This is a genomic window from Streptomyces sp. WMMC940, assembly GCF_027460265.1.
In the GTDB taxonomy this organism is placed as follows: domain Bacteria; phylum Actinomycetota; class Actinomycetes; order Streptomycetales; family Streptomycetaceae; genus Streptomyces.
Genome location: NZ_JAPZBC010000001.1, coordinates 2100659 through 2118222, shown reverse-complemented (window position 1 = coordinate 2118222; position 17564 = coordinate 2100659). Strand labels below are relative to the sequence as shown.

The window sequence follows — 17564 nt, the reverse complement described above, 5'->3', positions numbered from 1 at the left end:
GCACGGCCAGTGGACGAACCATCCGACGCGGCGGGAGCGCCGCCGACCACCCTCGCGGCCTCCGATGCGGGGACCGGCCCCCTCCCGGCCCGGTCCGGACCTGCCGCGCAGGCGCCTCCGCGGCGGCCCGCACGGCCGGCCCCGCAGGCGGAGCCGGACGAAAACGCCGTCAGGGGCAGTACGGTGATCGCCCCCGCGGCGCTCCTCGCCCGCCGCCAGGCCCGGGAAGGCGGGGGCACGGGGCTGCTGCCCCAGGTCCTGCTGGTCCTCGCGAGCGGCGGCTACGCCATCGGCGCGGCGTTGGGCTGGGGATCCGAGCGACTGGCCCTGGTCATGGGCGACTTCGGGCTGAGCTTCGCCGCCGGACTCGCCGCGGTCTCCTGCTTCCTCTACGCGCGTGCGCGGGGCAGCCGGTTCCGGCCCGCCTGGATGCTGTTCTCCGTCTCCTCCGCCATGGCCGCCTGCGGAAACGCGGTCTGGGGCTGGTACGAGGTGGTCCTCGGCCGGCCGGTCCCGAGTCCGTCCCCTGCCGATCTGTTCTTCCTCTGCTTCGCCCCGCCCGCCATCGTCGGACTGCTCGTCCTCGCCAAACGGCCCGTCACCCGGGCCGGCTGGGTGTGCCTGGGGCTGGACGCCTGGCTCATCGGCGGCTCCCTGCTCACGCTCTCCTGGAGCCTCGCGCTCGCGCACACCGCGCACTTCGAGGGGGAGAGCGTGTCCGAGGCGGCGTTGTCGCTGGCCTATCCGCTGCTCGACATCGTCCTCGTCAGCATGGTCCTGGCCCTGCACTTCCGGCGGTCGCACGCCAACAGGTCCGGCATCAACACGGCGATCGCCGCACTCGCCCTGACCGTGCTGTGCGACGCGCTGTTCACCTCGCCGCTGCTGCGGGAGAGCTACCGCTCGGGCCAACTGCTGGACGCGGGCTGGTTCGCCGCCTCGCTCCTGCTCGCGTACGCGCCCTGGGGGGTGCGCCGGCCGGAGCCGCCCCTCGCGCAGGTCCGCGGCCCCCGCCCGACCGGCCGGCCCATCACGGGTTCGCTCGCCGCGCTCACCCCCTACCTGGCCGCCGCCGTCTGCACGCTCGGCATCCTCTACAACGTCATCGAGGGCCGCCGCGTGGACCGGGTGGTGGTGTTCACCGGGTGCACGGTCGTCCTCGCACTGGTCGTGCGGCAGGGCATCATGCTGCTCGACAACATCGCCCTCACCCATGAACTCGCCCAGAAGGAGAACCACTTCCGCTCCCTGGTGCAGGGCTCCAGCGATGTGATCATGATCGCCGCCCCGACGGGCATACTCCGCTATGTGAGCCCGGCCGCCGCCGGCGTCTACGGCCGTGACGCGGACGAGCTCATCGGCTCCGAGCTGTCGTCGCTCATCCATCCCGAGGACCTCGGACGCGTCGTCCACGAGGTGCGCAGATTCCTGGCGGCCCCGCCCGCCGAAGAGCCCACGACCCGGATCGAGTGCCGCTTCAGGTCCGGCACCGGCCAGTGGCTGAACGTCGAGTCCACGGTCAAACGCCATCAGGGCGGGCTGATCTTCAACAGCAGGGACGTCACCGAACGGGTGCGACTGCAGGCACAGTTGCAGCACAACGCCGAGCACGATCCGCTGACCGATCTGCCCAACCGCGCCCTGTTCACCGAGCGGGTGCGGCAGGCGCTCGGCGGCCGCCGCGCCGGGGACGCCGGCACGGCCGTGCTCTTCATCGACCTGGACGGCTTCAAGGGGGTGAACGACCGCCACGGCCACCAGGCGGGCGACGAGCTGCTGATCCAGGCCGCCCGCCGCCTCCAGGAATCCGTGCGGGCGGGGGACACCGCTGCCCGGCTCGGCGGCGACGAGTTCGCCGCGCTCATCCTCGGCGACGGCTCCCGCGACCACACCGCCCGGGAGCACCAGGTGAGGGAGATCGCCGACCGGTTGAGGCTCATGCTCTCCCAGCCGTACCGGGTGGAGGGCCATGAGCTCAGGGTCGCGGCGTCCATCGGCGTCGCCTTCGCCGAGCCAGGCATCAGCGCAGGCGACCTGCTGCGCAACGCCGACCTGGCCATGTACCGGGCCAAGGCGGGCGGCAAGGACCGGGTCGAGCTGTACGCACCCCAGATGCAGACCGACGCCGCCCTGCTCACGGACCGGTCCGCGCGGGCGCGGAGCGCGCTCCAGGACGGCGAGTTCACCCTGCTCCACCAGCCCGTGGTCGGCCTCGTCGACGGCCGGATCGCGGCCGTGGCGGCGCAGGCACGCTGGCGGTCGTCCCAGGGCATCCTGTTCACCCCCGACGAGTTGCGCCGGGTCGCCGAGGACGGCGACCCGACCGCCGGATTCGGCCACCGGCTGCTGGAGGAGGCCGTCGAGCAGGCGGCGGAGCGCGTCCGGCTCGGTCACCGCATCCCCGTGTCGGTACGGATCCCCGCGCGCAGGCTGCTGGACCGGTCCACACCGCTCGGCTCCATCGAGAGCCTGCTCACCCGCCACGGGCTGCCCTCGGGCTCCCTGGTGATCGAGCTGGCCGACAGCGACCCGCGGATCTCCTTCGACGAACTGGAGCACCGTCTGGTGGCGCTGCGCAGACTCGGCGTACGGATCGCCCTGGACGGCTTCGGCAGCGGATACGCGGCGATCATCGCCCTGCGCCGTCTCCCGATCGACGTGCTCAAGCTCGACCGCGGTCTGGTCGAGGGCGTGGTGGAGTCGGCCAGGCTTCACAAGATCACCGCGGGTCTGCTGCGGATCGCCCGGGACCTCGGCATGAAGTCGGTGGCGGACGGTGTGGACGTTCCGGAACAGGTACTGGCCCTGCGCGCCATGGGATGCACCCATGGACAGGGGATGGCCTTCTCCGGGCCGCTCGACGAGCACCGGCTGCGCCGTGTGCTGGCGCGCGGCGAGTTCCCGGTGCCCGGTGGATCCGCCCTGCCGGTGCTCTCCGGCCGGGCGCTGCCGGCCCGGCGCTCCCCGGCCACGTCCGAGATCGTCGGCCGTCCCCCGATCCGCTCAAATAATGAGACGCCTGTCCCACCCACTTGACAGTCACGGTGTGCCGGGGAGAGGGTCAGTGCCATGCGCACCCGAATTCTCGTACTTGGAAAGCGCGTCGGCTGAAGCACGGCCCTGCACGGGCTCTGCACACCGCACCGACGCGCTCCCCTCGCTTGCCTCCCGGCACGAGGGGTTTTTTGTTGCACTGGTACTACCAAACCCCCGCAAAACCCTCAGCTTCGAGAAGAGAATGCCGATGACCGAGCAGGCCACCGGGGCCCACCATCCGCAGCCGCGGGCCCGCACCGGCGGACAGCCCTCCGCCACCGTTGAGCACGTCACTGGCGCGCAGTCCCTCATCCGTTCTCTCGAGGAGGTCGGGGCGGAGACGGTGTTCGGCATTCCCGGCGGGGCCATCCTCCCGGCGTACGACCCGCTGATGGACTCGTCCAGGGTGCGCCACATCCTGGTCCGGCACGAGCAGGGCGCCGGTCACGCGGCCACGGGTTACGCCCAGGCCACCGGAAAGGTCGGCGTGTGCATGGCCACTTCGGGTCCGGGAGCCACCAACCTGGTCACGCCGATCGCCGACGCGCACATGGACTCCGTGCCGCTCGTCGCGATCACCGGCCAGGTGGCCAGCAAGGCCATCGGCACGGACGCCTTCCAGGAGGCGGACATCGTCGGCATCACGATGCCGATCACCAAGCACAACTTCCTGGTCACCAAGCCCGAGGACATCCCGCGGACGATCGCCGAGGCCTTCCACATCGCCTCCACCGGCCGCCCCGGCCCGGTCCTGGTCGACATCGCCAAGGACGCCCTCCAGGCGCGGACCACCTTCAGCTGGCCGCCCCAGACGGATCTGCCCGGCTACCGGCCGGTCACCAAGCCGCACGCCAAGCAGATCCGCGAGGCCGCCAAGCTGATCACCCAGGCGAAGCGCCCGGTCCTCTACGTCGGCGGCGGGGTCCTCAAGGCCCGCGCCACCGCCGAGCTGAAGGTCCTCGCGGAGCTCACCAAGGCCCCCGTCACCACCACCCTGATGGCGCTGGGCGCGTTCCCCGACAGCCACCCGCTGCACGTGGGGATGCCGGGCATGCACGGTTCGGTCACCGCCGTCACCGCGCTGCAGAAGGCCGACCTGATCGTCGCCCTCGGTGCCCGCTTCGACGACCGCGTCACCGGAAAGCTGGACAGCTTCGCCCCGTTCGCCAAGATCGTCCACGCCGACATCGACCCGGCCGAGATCGGCAAGAACCGGGCCGCGGACGTCCCGATCGTGGGTGACGCCCGCGAGGTCATCGCCGATCTGGTCCAGGCCGTCCAGGCCGAGTACAGCGAGGGCAACACCGGCGACTACACCGCCTGGTGGCAGGACCTCAACCGCTGGCGCGAGACCTACCCGCTGGGCTACGACCTGCCCGAGGACGGCAGCCTCTCGCCGCAGCAGGTCATCCAGCGGATCGGCCGGCTCGCTCCAAAGGACACGATCTTCGCCGCCGGCGTCGGCCAGCACCAGATGTGGGCCGCGCACTTCATCGACTACGAGAAGCCGGCCACGTGGCTGAACTCCGGCGGCGCCGGGACGATGGGTTACGCCGTCCCGGCAGCCATGGGTGCCAAGGCCGGGATGCCGGACCGCGCCGTGTGGGCGATCGACGGCGACGGCTGCTTCCAGATGACCAACCAGGAGCTGGTCACCTGCGCCCTGAACGGCATCCCGATCAAGGTCGCGATCATCAACAACGGCGCGCTGGGCATGGTCCGCCAGTGGCAGACCCTGTTCTACAACGAGCGCTACTCCAGCACCGTCCTGCACTCCGACGACACCGGGCACCACACGATCGGCTCGCAGGTCGGTGCCAGCCAGACCCCCCGCAAGGGCACCCGCATCCCGGACTTCGTGAAGCTGTCCGAGGCCATGGGCTGCGTCGCCCTCCGCTGCGAGGACCCGGCCGAACTGGACAAGGTCATCGCCGAGGCCAACGCCATCAACGACCGCCCGGTCGTGATCGACTTCATCGTCCACGAGGACGCCATGGTGTGGCCGATGGTCGCCGCCGGCACCTCCAACGACGAGGTCATGGCCGCTCGGGGCGTCCGCCCCGACTTCGGCGACAACGAAGACGACTGAGCGAAGAGAGAGACACGACGACCATGTCCAAGCACACGCTCTCCGTCCTGGTGGAGAACACCCCCGGCATTCTCGCCAGGATCGCGGCGCTCTTCTCCCGCCGCGGCTTCAACATCGACTCGCTCGCCGTCGGGGTCACCGAGCACCCCGACATCTCCCGGATCACCATCGTGGTCAATGTCGAGGACCTTCCGCTGGAGCAGGTGACCAAGCAGCTGAACAAGCTGGTCAACGTGCTGAAGATCGTCGAGCTGGAGCCCAGTGCCGCGATCCAGCGCGAACTGGTCCTGGTGAAGGTCCGCGCGGACAACGAGACCCGCTCCCAGATCGTGGAGATCGTCCAGTTGTTCCGCGCCAAGACCGTGGACGTCTCGCCCGAGGCCGTCACGATCGAGGCCACCGGTTCGAGTGACAAGCTCGAGGCCATGCTGAAGATGCTGGAGCAGTTCGGCATCAAGGAACTCGTCCAGTCCGGCACGATCGCCATAGGGCGCGGTGCCCGGTCCATCACGGACCGCAGCCTGCGCGCCCTCGAGCGCAGCGCCTGACGCGCGGACCCGGCCGGCATCCGGCCGGGCCGCCCGGATGGCGAGACCCCCAGACCCCCTCATCGCTCCCCGCCGTACGGTGGGACGCAACACCGGAACACCCAAGGAGAAACCCAGTGGCCGAGCTGTTCTACGACGACGACGCCGACCTGTCCATCATCCAGGGCCGCAAGGTCGCGGTCATCGGCTACGGCAGCCAGGGCCACGCCCACGCGCTGTCGCTCCGTGACTCCGGTGTGGACGTCCGCGTCGGTCTGCACGAGGGGTCCAAGTCCAAGGCCAAGGCCGAGGAGCAGGGCCTGCGCGTGGTGACGCCGTCGGAGGCCGCCGCCGAGGCCGACGTCATCATGATCCTGGTCCCGGACCCGATCCAGGCCCAGGTGTACGAGGAGTCCGTCAAGGACAACCTGAAGGACGGCGACGCGCTCTTCTTCGGTCACGGCCTGAACATCCGGTACGGCTTCATCAAGCCCCCGGCCGGCGTGGACGTCGCGCTCGTCGCCCCCAAGGGCCCCGGCCACCTGGTGCGCCGTCAGTACGAGGAGGGCCGCGGCGTTCCGTGCATCGCCGGCGTCGAGCAGGACGCGACCGGCAACGCCTTCGCGCTGGCGCTCTCGTACGCCAAGGGCATCGGCGGCACCCGCGCCGGCGTCATCAAGACCACCTTCACCGAGGAGACCGAGACCGACCTGTTCGGCGAGCAGGCCGTGCTCTGCGGCGGCACCGCCGCGCTGGTCAAGGCGGGCTTCGAGACCCTGGTCGAGGCCGGCTACCAGCCGGAGATCGCCTACTTCGAGTGCCTCCACGAGCTGAAGCTGATCGTCGACCTCATGTACGAGGGCGGCCTGGAGAAGATGCGCTGGTCCGTCTCCGAGACCGCCGAGTGGGGCGACTACGTGACCGGCCCCCGCATCATCACGGACCAGACCAAGGCCGAGATGAAGAAGGTCCTCGGCGAGATCCAGGACGGCACCTTCGCCAAGAACTGGATGGACGAGTACCACGGCGGTCTGAAGAAGTACAACGAGTACAAGAAGCAGGACGAGAACCACCTGCTGGAGACCACCGGCAAGGAGCTGCGCAAGCTCATGAGCTGGGTGGACAACGAGGAGGCGTGAGCCTCGGTGCGGCGGGCCCTCCGGGGCCCGCCGCACGTCGTCCACGGGTCCGCGGCGGTCCCCGGAGCCCCTCGCGCCGCATCCCGGGACCACCGTTGGACAGCAAGTCCAACCCGGATGGGTGATCCTTCCGCCAAGGCGGAAAAGACGCCCTCCCGCACCACTAGAGTGGTCAGTACATACGCGTCAGGTCAGGCCCACAGCGTCGTGCGTCTTCCACGCGGCTAGCCCCTCCACCGCCAGCGGCCGTCGGGACGGCCGTCCGCATTGGACCAGTGAGGACTCACGTGAGCACTGCGCCCCGTAAACCCGTTGTACTCATTGCCGAAGAGCTGTCGCCCGCCACCGTGGACGCGCTCGGTCCGGACTTCGAGATCCGGCACTGCAACGGCGCGGACCGCGCCGAGCTGATCCCCGCCATCGCCGATGTCGACGCCGTGCTGGTGCGGTCCGCCACCAAGGTCGACGCCGAGGCCATCGCGGCCGCCAGGAAGCTCAGGGTGGTGGCCCGAGCCGGAGTCGGCCTGGACAACGTGGACGTCTCCGCGGCCACCAAGGCCGGTGTCATGGTCGTCAACGCACCGACGTCCAACATCGTGACCGCGGCCGAACTCGCCTGCGGTCTGATCGTCGCCACCGCGCGCAACATCCCGCAGGCCAACACCGCGCTGAAGAACGGCGAGTGGAAGCGCTCGAAGTACACGGGGGTGGAGCTCAGCGAGAAGATCCTCGGTGTCGTCGGGCTCGGCCGCATCGGCGTGCTGGTCGCCCAGCGGATGTCCGCCTTCGGCATGAAGATCGTCGCGTACGACCCCTACGTACAGCCCGCACGCGCCGCCCAGATGGGCGTCAAGCTGCTCACGCTGGACGAGCTGCTCGAGGTCTCGGACTTCATCACCGTCCACCTCCCCAAGACCCCCGAGACGCTCGGCCTCATCGGCGACGAGGCGCTGCACCGGGTGAAGCCGACCGTCCGTATCGTCAACGCCGCGCGCGGCGGGATCGTCGACGAGGAGGCGCTGGCCAGCGCACTCAAGGAAGGCCGGGTCGCGGGCGCGGGCCTGGACGTGTACGCGAAGGAGCCGTGCACGGACTCCCCGCTGTTCCAGTTCGACCAGGTCGTCTGCACCCCGCACCTCGGCGCGTCCACGGACGAGGCCCAGGAGAAGGCCGGTATCGCCGTCGCCAAGTCCGTCCGTCTCGCCCTCGCCGGCGAGCTGGTACCGGACGCGGTCAACGTCCAGGGCGGTGTCATCGCCGAGGACGTCCGCCCCGGTCTGCCGCTCGCCGAGAAGCTCGGCCGGATCTTCACCGCGCTGGCGGGCGAGGTCGCGGTCCGGCTCGATGTCGAGGTGTACGGCGAGATCACCCAGCACGATGTGAAGGTGCTGGAACTCTCCGCGCTGAAGGGCGTGTTCGAGGACGTCATCGACGAGACCGTGTCGTATGTGAACGCCCCGCTGTTCGCGCAGGAGCGCGGCGTCGAGGTCCGGCTCACCACCAGCTCGGAGTCCCCGGACCACCGCAACGTGGTGACGGTGCGCGGCACGCTGTCGGGCGGTGAGGAGGTCGCCGTCTCCGGCACCCTGGCCGGGCCCAAGCACCTGCAGAAGATCGTGGCCGTCGGTGACTACGACATCGATCTGGCGCTGGCGGACCACATGGTCGTCGCGCGCTACGAGGACCGTCCGGGCGTCGTCGGCACCGTCGGCCGCATCCTCGGCGAGGCCGGGCTCAACATCGCCGGCATGCAGGTCTCGCGTCAGGAGGAGGGCGGCGAGGCGCTGGTCGTGCTCACCGTCGACGACACCGTGCCGCAGAACGTGCTCAACGAGATCGCCGAGGAGATCGGTGCCACCTCGGCCCGTTCGGTGAACCTCACCGCCTGAGGCCGGCTCCGCAGGCGCCCGTACCCGTCTCCGCGACGCTCTTCCCGCACGGGCGTCTGCGGGGGCGGGTGCGCCGCGTTCCCGTCATGACGTGGCCGAGGGCCGGTGTCCCCGCGCCGGGCGCGGGGACACCTTCGGGAGTGGGTCAGCAGCTCATCGCCCAGGTGTGGGAGTCGCCGTTGTCGTTGGCCGCGCCGTTGTAGCCGACCTCCTGCCCCGGTGCCAGGCAGATGGTCATGTGCCCGCCCAGATGGGCGCTCGAGTACACCTTGACGTGGTCCTTGATGCCGGGCCCGGAGATGCCGTGGTTGGCCCACGACGAGTCCTCGTCGGCGATCCAGCTCTCCCACCAGCGGTCGTCTCCGGACCAGTTGGCGCGCTGGCCGGCGAAGTCGGCGTTCTCCCAGACGCAGAACTCACCGCTCGGGCAGTCGGCTGCGCCGGCCGGTGCGGCGGCCGCGGCGAGCCCGCCGGTCAGCAGGAGGACGGCGGTCGCCGCGGAGGCGAGGGTGCGCTTCAGGGTCATGGCGATGAGGAACCTTTCTCCGGGGTGTTCCCTTGGTGGTGCGCGGCGGAGATCTCCGCCGCGCGGTGCAGTGCGCTGGTGCGCAGCCGCTCATGGGCGGTCAGTTGGTCGTGCCGCAGGGAGCGGACCTCGGCGAGCTCGACCGGCTCGAGCCGGGCCTCCGTCGACGCCAGCCCGCTCCCGCGGCGGCACCTCTGGTGGGCGGCTTCGTCCCTGGGACGCGTCGGCGACTCACCGGCCGAGTCCAGGCAGCGGATGAACCGGGCCCTGGCCGCACGGTGGGCAGGATCGGCCCGCATCCGCGCAGCGGCCTCGGCGCCCAGGTTGTTGACGGTCACCTCGGCACGGAACCAGCGGCGCTGGTCGCCGTAGAGGGCGTGCCGGGCGGCGGCCAGACAGCCGTCGGTGTGGGCGCGGACGGTGTGGCCGGTGGGCAGGGTCAGGGACAGTTCCGTGGGACCCGCGCCGAAGAGTGCGGCCTGGAGCCGCCCGCTCTCCTCCGGTGACGAGGGCTTTCCCTCCGTGGTGAGGCCCCGTTCGGCGAGACACCGGTCGACCAGGACCTTCTGCGCGTACCGGATGAGGGCGTCCTGTTCCCGTCCGCCCGCCGGAGGATCCGGGGCGGTGCGGACGGGCCCGCCCGCGCATCCGGCGAGGACCAGCGCCGCGACGGCGGCGCACGCGGTTCGCAGGGTGCGCACGGCTCAGCCGGCCTCGCAGCCCTGATCGGTGTCGGCGACCCCGTCGATCCGGGATCCCCAGGACCAGTTGTCGCTGTGGTCGTGGGCGCGGATCAGCCGGGCGTAGCAGGTGCCGCGGGCCCAGTCGATCGCGTACACGTCGCGGTCGACGTCGGAGCGGAAGGACGCGGCGTTGTCGTGCAGGAAGCCGGGGACGTCCCGGTAGCCCGGCGGGCTGTAGCACCATCCGGTTCCGTGCTGCCCGGCCCCGGTCCAGAAGCAGACCTGGCCGGGGGCGGCGGGCGCGACGGGGACCGCGCCCGCCGGGGCGGGGAGCAGCGCGGGGGAGAGGGCGGCGGCGAGTGCCGCGGCTGACAGGGCGGACCTGCGGGGCATGGCGATTCCCGGAGTGCGGTGGAGGACCCCGTCCCTGGCGACGGGAGGACGCGATCAAGCTGCCCTGCCCCGATCACCGTCATGCGCCGTTCACCCGAAGGGGGACGGGACTCCCCGGAAGGAGCGTTTCTGCAGGTCAGCGCCTATCCGCCGGCGACAGCCGTCCGAGTGGACAGCCGGCAGCACTCGCCCTTGGCTCAATTCGCCGAAGCGGCCCGCGATCCGGGCCATGACCAGGGTCGAACATCTCCCGCCGGCGAGCAGGGGCTACGCCATGGCCCGCGGCCACCGCACGATCTTCGTTTGTCCACGCACCAACCGGTGATCACGCGGTGGCCGCTCCCGTTCCCGGCTGAGTCCGTCACAAGACCGCGAACTCAGGACGGATCACCGGGAGTCCCGTCGCCCTCGACATCGGCCACCGTCTTGCGCGGGACCTTGAGTGCGGCCACTACTCCTCGTCGCTGATGCCCTGGTGGGCCACGGCGCGCACCTCGGTCGCCGGCTCACGAAGCCGCGCCCCGGCTGTCTCCCGGTATCCGTGAGCCGGCCCGCACGGCCGCGCACGACGACGGCGGCCGGCCTCACAGCCGACACCCTGCTCGGAGCTGAAGAACCCTCAACGGTGCCGGCCGTCGCCGTAAGCCGCCGGAGGCGGTCACGGTTCGGGGTCCACGGTGTTTGTGGTGGTCGCAGCGCCCAGCTCGCGGATGATGCGGGTCAGGTCGGCCGGAGCGGCCGCGAGGCGGACCGGCCTGCCCGCGTCGTCGAGTTCGGCGATGTGCCAGCTTCTGGGGACGGTGTCGCCGTCGCTCGGGCTGCACGTGCCTGTGCAGTGTGCGGCAGCTCTCCGGCCCGCAACGCTGCCGACTTGGTACGACGGAAGCCCAGTTCGTCGAGTGCGGCGGACGGGGCTCCGTCGCACCCGGGGCCGGGGCACGGCGGGCGCCGCCCCCGCCTACGTACTGCCATGTCGGGTCCGCACGGAGGACGAGCAACGCAGGCTGAACGAAGACCGAAAGAGCTTCGAAGCGGGTCGCTGAACGTTGCCGTTGTCGACGAGACCGCGGATTTGCCGGCCCACTGCCAACTCGCCTTCATCGCCGACGGAGTCGGGGATCCTGCCCCGGGTCACAGCCGGGCGGCCTTCAGGGCCATGTGCAGCAGCAGCCTGTCCTCGCCGTCGTCGAGATCGAGGCCGGTGAGCTGTTCCACCCGGGAGAGGCGGTAGTAGAGGGTCTGGCGGTGGATGCCGAGGGCGGCGGCCGCACGGCCCGCCTGACCGGCGCAGTCCAGGAACAGTTCGGCGGTACGGGCGAGTTCGGCATGCGCCGGCGTGAGCAGTGCCGCGGCCGAGGGGTCGCGGGAACGGCCCGCGGGCAGCGCGGTCAGCAGCCGGTACGGGCCGATCGAGGACCAGTCGGCGACCGGGCCGAGCCCGGGTTCGGCGAGGACGGCGCGCGCGGCAGAGGCGGCCTCCCGCCAGGACGCGGCGAGGTCGCCCATGCCCCGGCGGGGCAGGGCGATGCCCGCGGCGGCCGATGCGGTGGCCTCCGAGAGCCGGCCGGCCGCGGTGAGGGCGGGCGCGAGCACGTCCGCGGCGCGCAGACGCACCAGGACGGCGAGGGCGTGCCCGTCGGCACCGGCGTCGCCGGCCAGGTCCGTGACGGTACGAGGCCCCTCGTCCGGCTTGGGTCTGCCGCGTCCGCCCTTCCTGGTCCTTCCCGGCGAGGCCGTGGCACCGTGACCCGGGTCGCCGGGGCCGGAGGAGGCGCCGTCGCCCGCGTGGGGCGCGGGGGCGGCCTGGGAGCGCCCCGCGGCGGAGCCGGCGGGCCAGGGCCAGGGCACCGTGCACAGGGCCGAGGCCCCGGTGACCGCGCGCGCCGTCGGGGCGCCCCCGGAGGACCACGGAGCCACGCACACCACGGTGTGGAGCCCTTCGGCGGCAGGCCCGAGCGCCGTGCGGAGGGCCGCGAGGGCCATGTCGTACTGCCAGCCGCGCTCGGCGGTGAGCACGGCGCGCAACTCCCGGGACAGATCCGTGCCCGCCCTTTCCTCGTCGGCGAGCAGGGCGCCGATCCGGTCGGTCACCTGCATGGCCGAGGTCAGCTGACCGGCCGTCGGGCCGGGCCGGGCGTCGAGCAGCCACACGTAGCCGAGGACGATCCCGCGATGGCGGACGGGGAGGCAGATCCGGTCGCGGAAGACACCGGCCTCAGGGGCCGCCGGGATCCGCACCGGTCCGGTCGCCCTGGTGATGCCGAAACCCTCGAACCAGGAGCGCACCGCCGGGGTGGACTTCCTGGTGAGGATCGAGCGGGTGCGCACGGGGTCCATGGCGCTGTCGTCGTCGCTGTCGTGCGCTCCGAACGCGATCAGTTCGAAATCCCGGTTCTCCAGGGTCGCCGGAACGCCCAGCAGCCCCGATATCTCGTCCACCAGTTCCTGGTAATCGCCCTTCACCCGGACATTCTCCCATCGGGCGGACACCTCTTCAGACAAATGTCTGAAGAGGTGCGGCTGGATGCGTGACAGGTGTCGATGGCCCGGCGCCGGAGCGATATTTAGGTTTCACGGTGGTTATCCGTGCCGTACACCGCGCAGGCGGTTCCGGCCCCTGCTACCCGTGTTTCCGTGGAGGTGCCCGTGCTGGGTCCCGTGATCCTCGCCGCGTCACGCAGCGACAGGATGCGTCGTCTCGTCTCGGCCGCGCCGATGACGAAGTCGGTCGTCGACCGCTTCATCCCCGGAGAGACGGTCGATCAGGTCATCCCGATCGTCGCCGATCTCACCGCCAAGGGGCTCGAGGTCACCCTGGACGTGGTCGGCGAGGACATCACCACCCGTGAGCAGGCCACCGCCGCGCGCGACGCATATCTGCGGCTGATCGAGCACCTCGAGCCGCTGGGCCTGGGCACCAGGGCCGAGATGTCGGTCAAGCTGTCGATGTTCGGCCAGTCCTTGGAGGGCGGTCACGAGCTGGCGCTCGAGAACGTCCGCCCGGTCGTCGAGGCCGCCGCCGCGATCGGCACCACCGTCACCCTGGACGCCGAGGACCACACCACCCTGGACTCGATGTTCGCCGTCCACGAGGAACTGCGTAAGGACTTCCCGCAGACCGGGTGCGTGATCCAGGCCTATCTGTTCCGCACCGAGGAGGACGCCCGCCGCCTCGCCGCCAACGGCAGCCGCGTGCGTATCGTGAAGGGCGCGTACAAGGAGCCGGCCTCCGTCGCCCACCAGGACAAGGCCGAGGTCGACAAGGCGTACGTCCGTATCCTGAAGATCCTGATGGACGGCACGGGCTACCCGATGATCGGGTCCCACGACCCGCGACTGATCTCCGTCAGCCAGGAGCTCGCGCGCCGCGCCGGGCGCAAACTGGACGAGTACGAGTTCCAGATGCTGTACGGGATCCGGAGCGAGGAGCACCTGCGCCTGGCGGCCGAGGGCCACCGGATGCGGGTGTACACGGCGTACGGGACCGACTGGTACGGCTACTTCATGCGCCGCCTCGCGGAGAAGCCGGCCAACCTGTTGTTCTTCGTCCGCTCGATGATCACCAAGAACTGATGCGGAGAGGGAGCTTCGGACTGCCACCACCCAGACGGATGCCGGATGGCGGCAACCGCCGCCCTTCGGCCGACTGAGCCGGACCCGTTTCCGTGCAGAGGAGTTACGGAACTCGTGACTCCGCCCCGAGGGGCTTCTCACTCACCCGCCGCAGCGAGCGCGTGACGGTCAAGCCCTGACCGCGACTCGACACATGCCACCGCTTCAGCTCCTCCCGGCTGGAGTCTGCCATTCACTCGGAAGAGGTAGCCATGGACGCTGTGACCCAGGTCCCCACCCCCGTCAACGAGCCGGTGCACGGCTACGCTCCCGGTTCGGCCGAGCGTGCCCGGCTGGAGGCCAAGCTCAAGGAGCTGGCCGAGAACCCCATCGACCTCCCGATGACCATCGGCGGCGAGAAGCGCATGGGTGGCGGCGAGGAGTTCAAGGTCGTCCAGCCGCACAACCACCAGGCCGTCATCGGCACCTTCCGGGGCGCCACCCAGCAGGACGCGCAGGACGCGATCGACGCGGCCCTGGCCGCCGCCCCGGCGTGGCGCGCGATGTCGTTCGACGACCGCGCCGCGATCATCCTGCGCGCCGCCGAGCTGCTGGCCGGTCCCTGGCGCGAGACGCTGGCCGCCTCCACCATGCTGGGTCAGTCGAAGACCGCGCAGCAGGCCGAGATCGACACTCCCTGCGAGCTCATCGACTTCTGGCGGTTCAACGTCGCCTACGCCCGCCAGATCCTGGCCGAGCAGCCGCCGGCCAACTCCCCGGGTGTGTGGAACCGGCTGGACCACCGCCCGCTGGAGGGCTTCGTCTACGCGATCACGCCGTTCAACTTCACGGCCATCGCCGGCAACCTGCCCACCGCCCCGGCCCTGATGGGCAACGTGGTGGTCTGGAAGCCGTCCCCGACCCAGACCCACGCCGCCGTGCTGCTCATGGAGCTGCTGGAGGAGGCCGGGCTGCCCAAGGGCGTCATCAACCTGGTCACGGGCGACGGCATCGCCGTCTCCGAGGTCGCGCTGAACCACCCCGACCTGGCCGGTATCCACTTCACCGGTTCGACCCGGACCTTCCAGCACCTGTGGAAGACGGTCGGCAACAACATCGAGAAGTACCGCTCCTACCCCCGCATCGTCGGCGAGACCGGCGGCAAGGACTTCGTCGTCGCGCACCCCAGCGCCGACCGCGCGATCCTGAAGACCGCGCTGACCCGCGGCGCCTTCGAGTTCCAGGGCCAGAAGTGCTCCGCGACCTCGCGTGCGTACGTCCCGGCCTCCATCTGGAACTCGGGCTTCAAGGAGGAGTTCGCGACCGAGGTCGACGGCATCAGGATGGGGGACGTCACCGACCTGACGAACTTCATCGGCGCCGTCATCGACGAGCGGGCCTTCGCCAAGAACAAGGCCGCGATCGACCGTGCGAAGGAAGACCCGACCTGCACGATCGTCGCCGGCGGCACGTACGACGACTCCGAGGGCTGGTTCGTCCGTCCCACGGTCGTCGAGTGCACGGACCCTTCGAACGAGGTCTTCACCACCGAGTACTTCGGCCCGTTCCTCGCGGTGCACGTCTACGAGGACGACAGGTACGAGGAGATGCTGGAGCAGATGGAGTCGGTGTCGGCGTACGCGCTGACCGGCTCGGTCATCTCCGGTGACCGTGCGGCGACCGCGTACACGATGGACAAGCTCCGCTACGCCGCGGGCAACTTCTACATCAACGACAAGTCGACCGGCGCCGTCGTCGGCCAGCAGCCCTTCGGCGGCGGCCGTGCCTCCGGCACCAACGACAAGGCGGGCGCCCCGCAGAACCTGATGCGCTGGACGCTGACCCGCGCGATCAAGGAGACGCTGGTCCCGCCGACCGAGTACGGCTACCCGCACATGGGCTGACGCCCTGTGTGCCGGGCCGTACGGCCCGGCACCGTGAACACCGCCCCCCCGCCGGTTCCCCACGGACCGGCCGGGGGCGGCTCACGTCCGGCGCCCGGCCGGGGGCGGGCTTACGCTGCTGGGGAGGGGGCCCGCGCGAGGAGGCACGTCATGCCTGGTTCCACCACCCTCGGTCCCGGTCACGGGGTCGACGCCATCGAGCATTCCGATGCGCAACGACTCGCTTCCGTGATGAAGGAGCTGCACCGGCTCCTGGCGGCGGCGGGACCTGACCGCCTCACGGATCCGCAGGTCAGCGCGCTGCGCGGCGGTGAGGCGCACCACCGCGAGGAGTTCACCGACTGGGTGGGGCGGGTCGCCCGCCAGCTGGAGAAGGCCACTTCCCGGTAGGACGCGGCGCAGCGGAGCGCGCCGCGCGGAGCGGGGACCCCCTCACGGGCCCTCATCCCGGGCCCAGGATCCGGCTCGGTTCCGGCCCGGTTCCGGCCCGGTCCGGCCCGTTCGCGCCGCCGGTTCGCGGCGCGGCGGAGGACCCCGTCCTCGCACCCGCACTCGCGGGCGGACAGCGGCGCCCCGTGACTCCGTACGTTCCGGTCGCCGCCCGCTCGTGGCCCGACCGCTCCGACGTGCTCGCGGAGCGGCGGGCCCGGCCGTTCGCGCACAGCTCGGATCGGCCGGGGCGTCCCCGCCCCGTGCGGCGGCTCGGAGCGCGGCGGCGCGGCGGGCCCGACCCGCCCCCGGAGATGGCGGATTACCGACGCCAGTGCGGGCCTCGGAAGGAGCGGGGCCGCCCGGGACTGACAGAGTTGCCCGCATGACGGACAACACGACCGGGTCGCTGCGCACGGCCCACACCTATCAGCTGTCCGAAGCCGCCCTCGGCGAGATCCGCGCCCTGCTCGACGCCGCCTTCGACGGCGACTTCGACGACGACGACTGGTCCCACGGCCTCGGCGGTGTCCACGCCTTCATCCGCGACCGGGACGGCCTCGCCGCCCATGGAAGTGTGATCATGCGCCGGGTGGTGCACGGCGGACGCTCGTACCGCGTCGGTTATGTCGAGGCGGTCGCCGTCCGGGCCGACCGCCGGCGCCAGGGGCTGGGCGGGCGGGTGATGGGCGCGCTGGAGAGGGTGATCGACGGGGCGTACGAACTCGGCGCGCTCTCGGCGTCCGACGACGGCGCGGAACTGTACCGCTCCCGCGGCTGGCGGCTGTGGCGCGGCCGGATCGGGACCCTGGGCCCCGACGGCGTCGTCCCCCTCCCGGACGAGGAGGACTCCACCTTCCTCCGGCAGCCGCCCGGACGCCCCTGCCCCGACCCCGATGCGGCCTCCTTGCTCTTCGACTGGCGGGACGGCGACGTGCTCTGACCCGTCACCCGCCAGGGGTGCGGGCCCAGTAGCCCCTTCGTCGTCCGTTCGCCGGAGGTGCCCCTGGCCGCTTCCGGGCGTGCCGCCCCACCAGCGGATCTTCAAGATCGCGTCTCAGATAGTAGGAAGTCCGACTAATTGTGGAGACAGCGAGGCCCCGCTCCCTTAGTTTTGTAGGAGCCGAACGTCTCGCTCGATCCAGCGAATGGCGGCCGAGCCGGAGCCCCGATGCAGGCAACCCCTGCGGCCCGCTCCCCGCCCCTTCCGGCGCCTTCGATCGTTCCCGATCTCAAGGAGTCGACCATGCCCGAGCAGACCCTCCTCCGCCGCCGCGTCCGTCACACGCCCCGCGTGAGTGAGTCCGACCGCAGGAGCGCCGCCGCGAACGCCGCCGCCGCCCTGCAGCGCGCCCTCGACCGCAGGGACAACGGCGGCGAGACCGGCCACTGACCGG

General features: G+C 71.2%; 14 protein-coding genes. 10 read left to right on the top strand and 4 right to left on the bottom strand.

Annotated elements, in window-relative coordinates; genetic code table 11:
• The first annotated feature begins 183 nt into the window (after positions 1-183).
• From O7595_RS09230 to serA, 5 genes are all read left to right on the top strand, one after another.
• Positions 184-3036 carry a putative bifunctional diguanylate cyclase/phosphodiesterase gene (locus O7595_RS09230; RefSeq protein WP_269728232.1) on the top strand — a complete coding sequence of 951 codons (2853 nt, stop codon included), beginning with the start codon at positions 184-186 and terminating at the stop codon, positions 3034-3036.
• Positions 3037-3238: 202 nt separating this feature from the next.
• Positions 3239-5125, top strand: a complete 1887-nt coding sequence (locus tag O7595_RS09225; RefSeq protein WP_269728231.1) for an acetolactate synthase large subunit — start codon at positions 3239-3241, stop codon at positions 5123-5125.
• 23 nt (positions 5126-5148) lie between these two features.
• Positions 5149-5673, top strand: a complete 525-nt coding sequence (ilvN, locus tag O7595_RS09220; protein WP_093653483.1) for an acetolactate synthase small subunit — start codon at positions 5149-5151, stop codon at positions 5671-5673.
• 116 nt (positions 5674-5789) lie between these two features.
• Positions 5790-6791, top strand: a complete 1002-nt coding sequence (ilvC, locus tag O7595_RS09215; protein ID WP_138052993.1) for a ketol-acid reductoisomerase — start codon at positions 5790-5792, stop codon at positions 6789-6791.
• A 287-nt stretch (positions 6792-7078) separates the two neighbouring features.
• Positions 7079-8680 (top strand): phosphoglycerate dehydrogenase, encoded by a 1602-nt coding sequence (serA, locus tag O7595_RS09210; RefSeq protein ID WP_269728230.1) that lies wholly within the window; start codon positions 7079-7081, stop codon positions 8678-8680.
• A gap of 145 nt (positions 8681-8825) precedes the next feature.
• Here the strand turns inward: serA and O7595_RS09205 are convergent, their stop codons facing one another.
• From O7595_RS09205 to O7595_RS09190, 4 genes are all read right to left on the bottom strand, one after another.
• Entirely contained in the window at positions 8826-9206 is a 381-nt protein-coding gene (locus O7595_RS09205; RefSeq protein ID WP_269728229.1) for a peptidase inhibitor family I36 protein, read from the bottom strand.
• Positions 9203-9907 carry a hypothetical protein gene (locus tag O7595_RS09200; RefSeq protein ID WP_269728228.1) on the bottom strand — a complete coding sequence of 235 codons (705 nt, stop codon included), beginning with the start codon at positions 9905-9907 and terminating at the stop codon, positions 9203-9205. Before O7595_RS09200 ends, O7595_RS09205 begins: the two co-directional genes overlap by 4 nt.
• 3 nt (positions 9908-9910) lie before the next feature.
• Positions 9911-10282, bottom strand: a complete 372-nt coding sequence (locus tag O7595_RS09195) for a hypothetical protein (protein ID WP_269728227.1) — start codon at positions 10280-10282, stop codon at positions 9911-9913.
• Positions 10283-11413: 1131 nt separating this feature from the next.
• A complete protein-coding gene (locus tag O7595_RS09190; RefSeq protein ID WP_269728226.1) occupies positions 11414-12745 on the bottom strand; it encodes a PucR family transcriptional regulator in 1332 nt (443 codons plus the stop codon).
• A 183-nt stretch (positions 12746-12928) separates the two neighbouring features.
• Between O7595_RS09190 and O7595_RS09185 the strand changes: the two genes are divergently transcribed.
• The 5 genes from O7595_RS09185 to O7595_RS09165 all read left to right on the top strand — a co-directional run bounded on the left by O7595_RS09185 (position 12929) and on the right by O7595_RS09165 (position 17560).
• On the top strand, positions 12929-13855 hold the full coding sequence (locus O7595_RS09185; protein ID WP_269728225.1) for a proline dehydrogenase family protein: 927 nt from the start codon (positions 12929-12931) through the stop codon (positions 13853-13855).
• Positions 13856-14106: 251 nt separating this feature from the next.
• A complete protein-coding gene (gene pruA, locus O7595_RS09180; protein ID WP_269728224.1) occupies positions 14107-15738 on the top strand; it encodes an L-glutamate gamma-semialdehyde dehydrogenase in 1632 nt (543 codons plus the stop codon).
• Between the two features lie 150 nt (positions 15739-15888).
• The gene (locus O7595_RS09175; RefSeq protein WP_269728223.1) at positions 15889-16128 is read left to right on the top strand and encodes a hypothetical protein; all 240 of its coding nucleotides are present in this window, start codon (positions 15889-15891) and stop codon (positions 16126-16128) included.
• A 424-nt stretch (positions 16129-16552) separates the two neighbouring features.
• Positions 16553-17110: a GNAT family N-acetyltransferase gene (locus tag O7595_RS09170; protein WP_269728222.1), complete on the top strand. Its 558-nt coding sequence runs from the start codon at positions 16553-16555 to the stop codon at positions 17108-17110.
• A gap of 303 nt (positions 17111-17413) precedes the next feature.
• The gene (locus O7595_RS09165) at positions 17414-17560 is read left to right on the top strand and encodes a hypothetical protein (RefSeq protein WP_269728221.1); all 147 of its coding nucleotides are present in this window, start codon (positions 17414-17416) and stop codon (positions 17558-17560) included.
• The last annotated feature ends 4 nt before the right edge of the window (positions 17561-17564 follow it).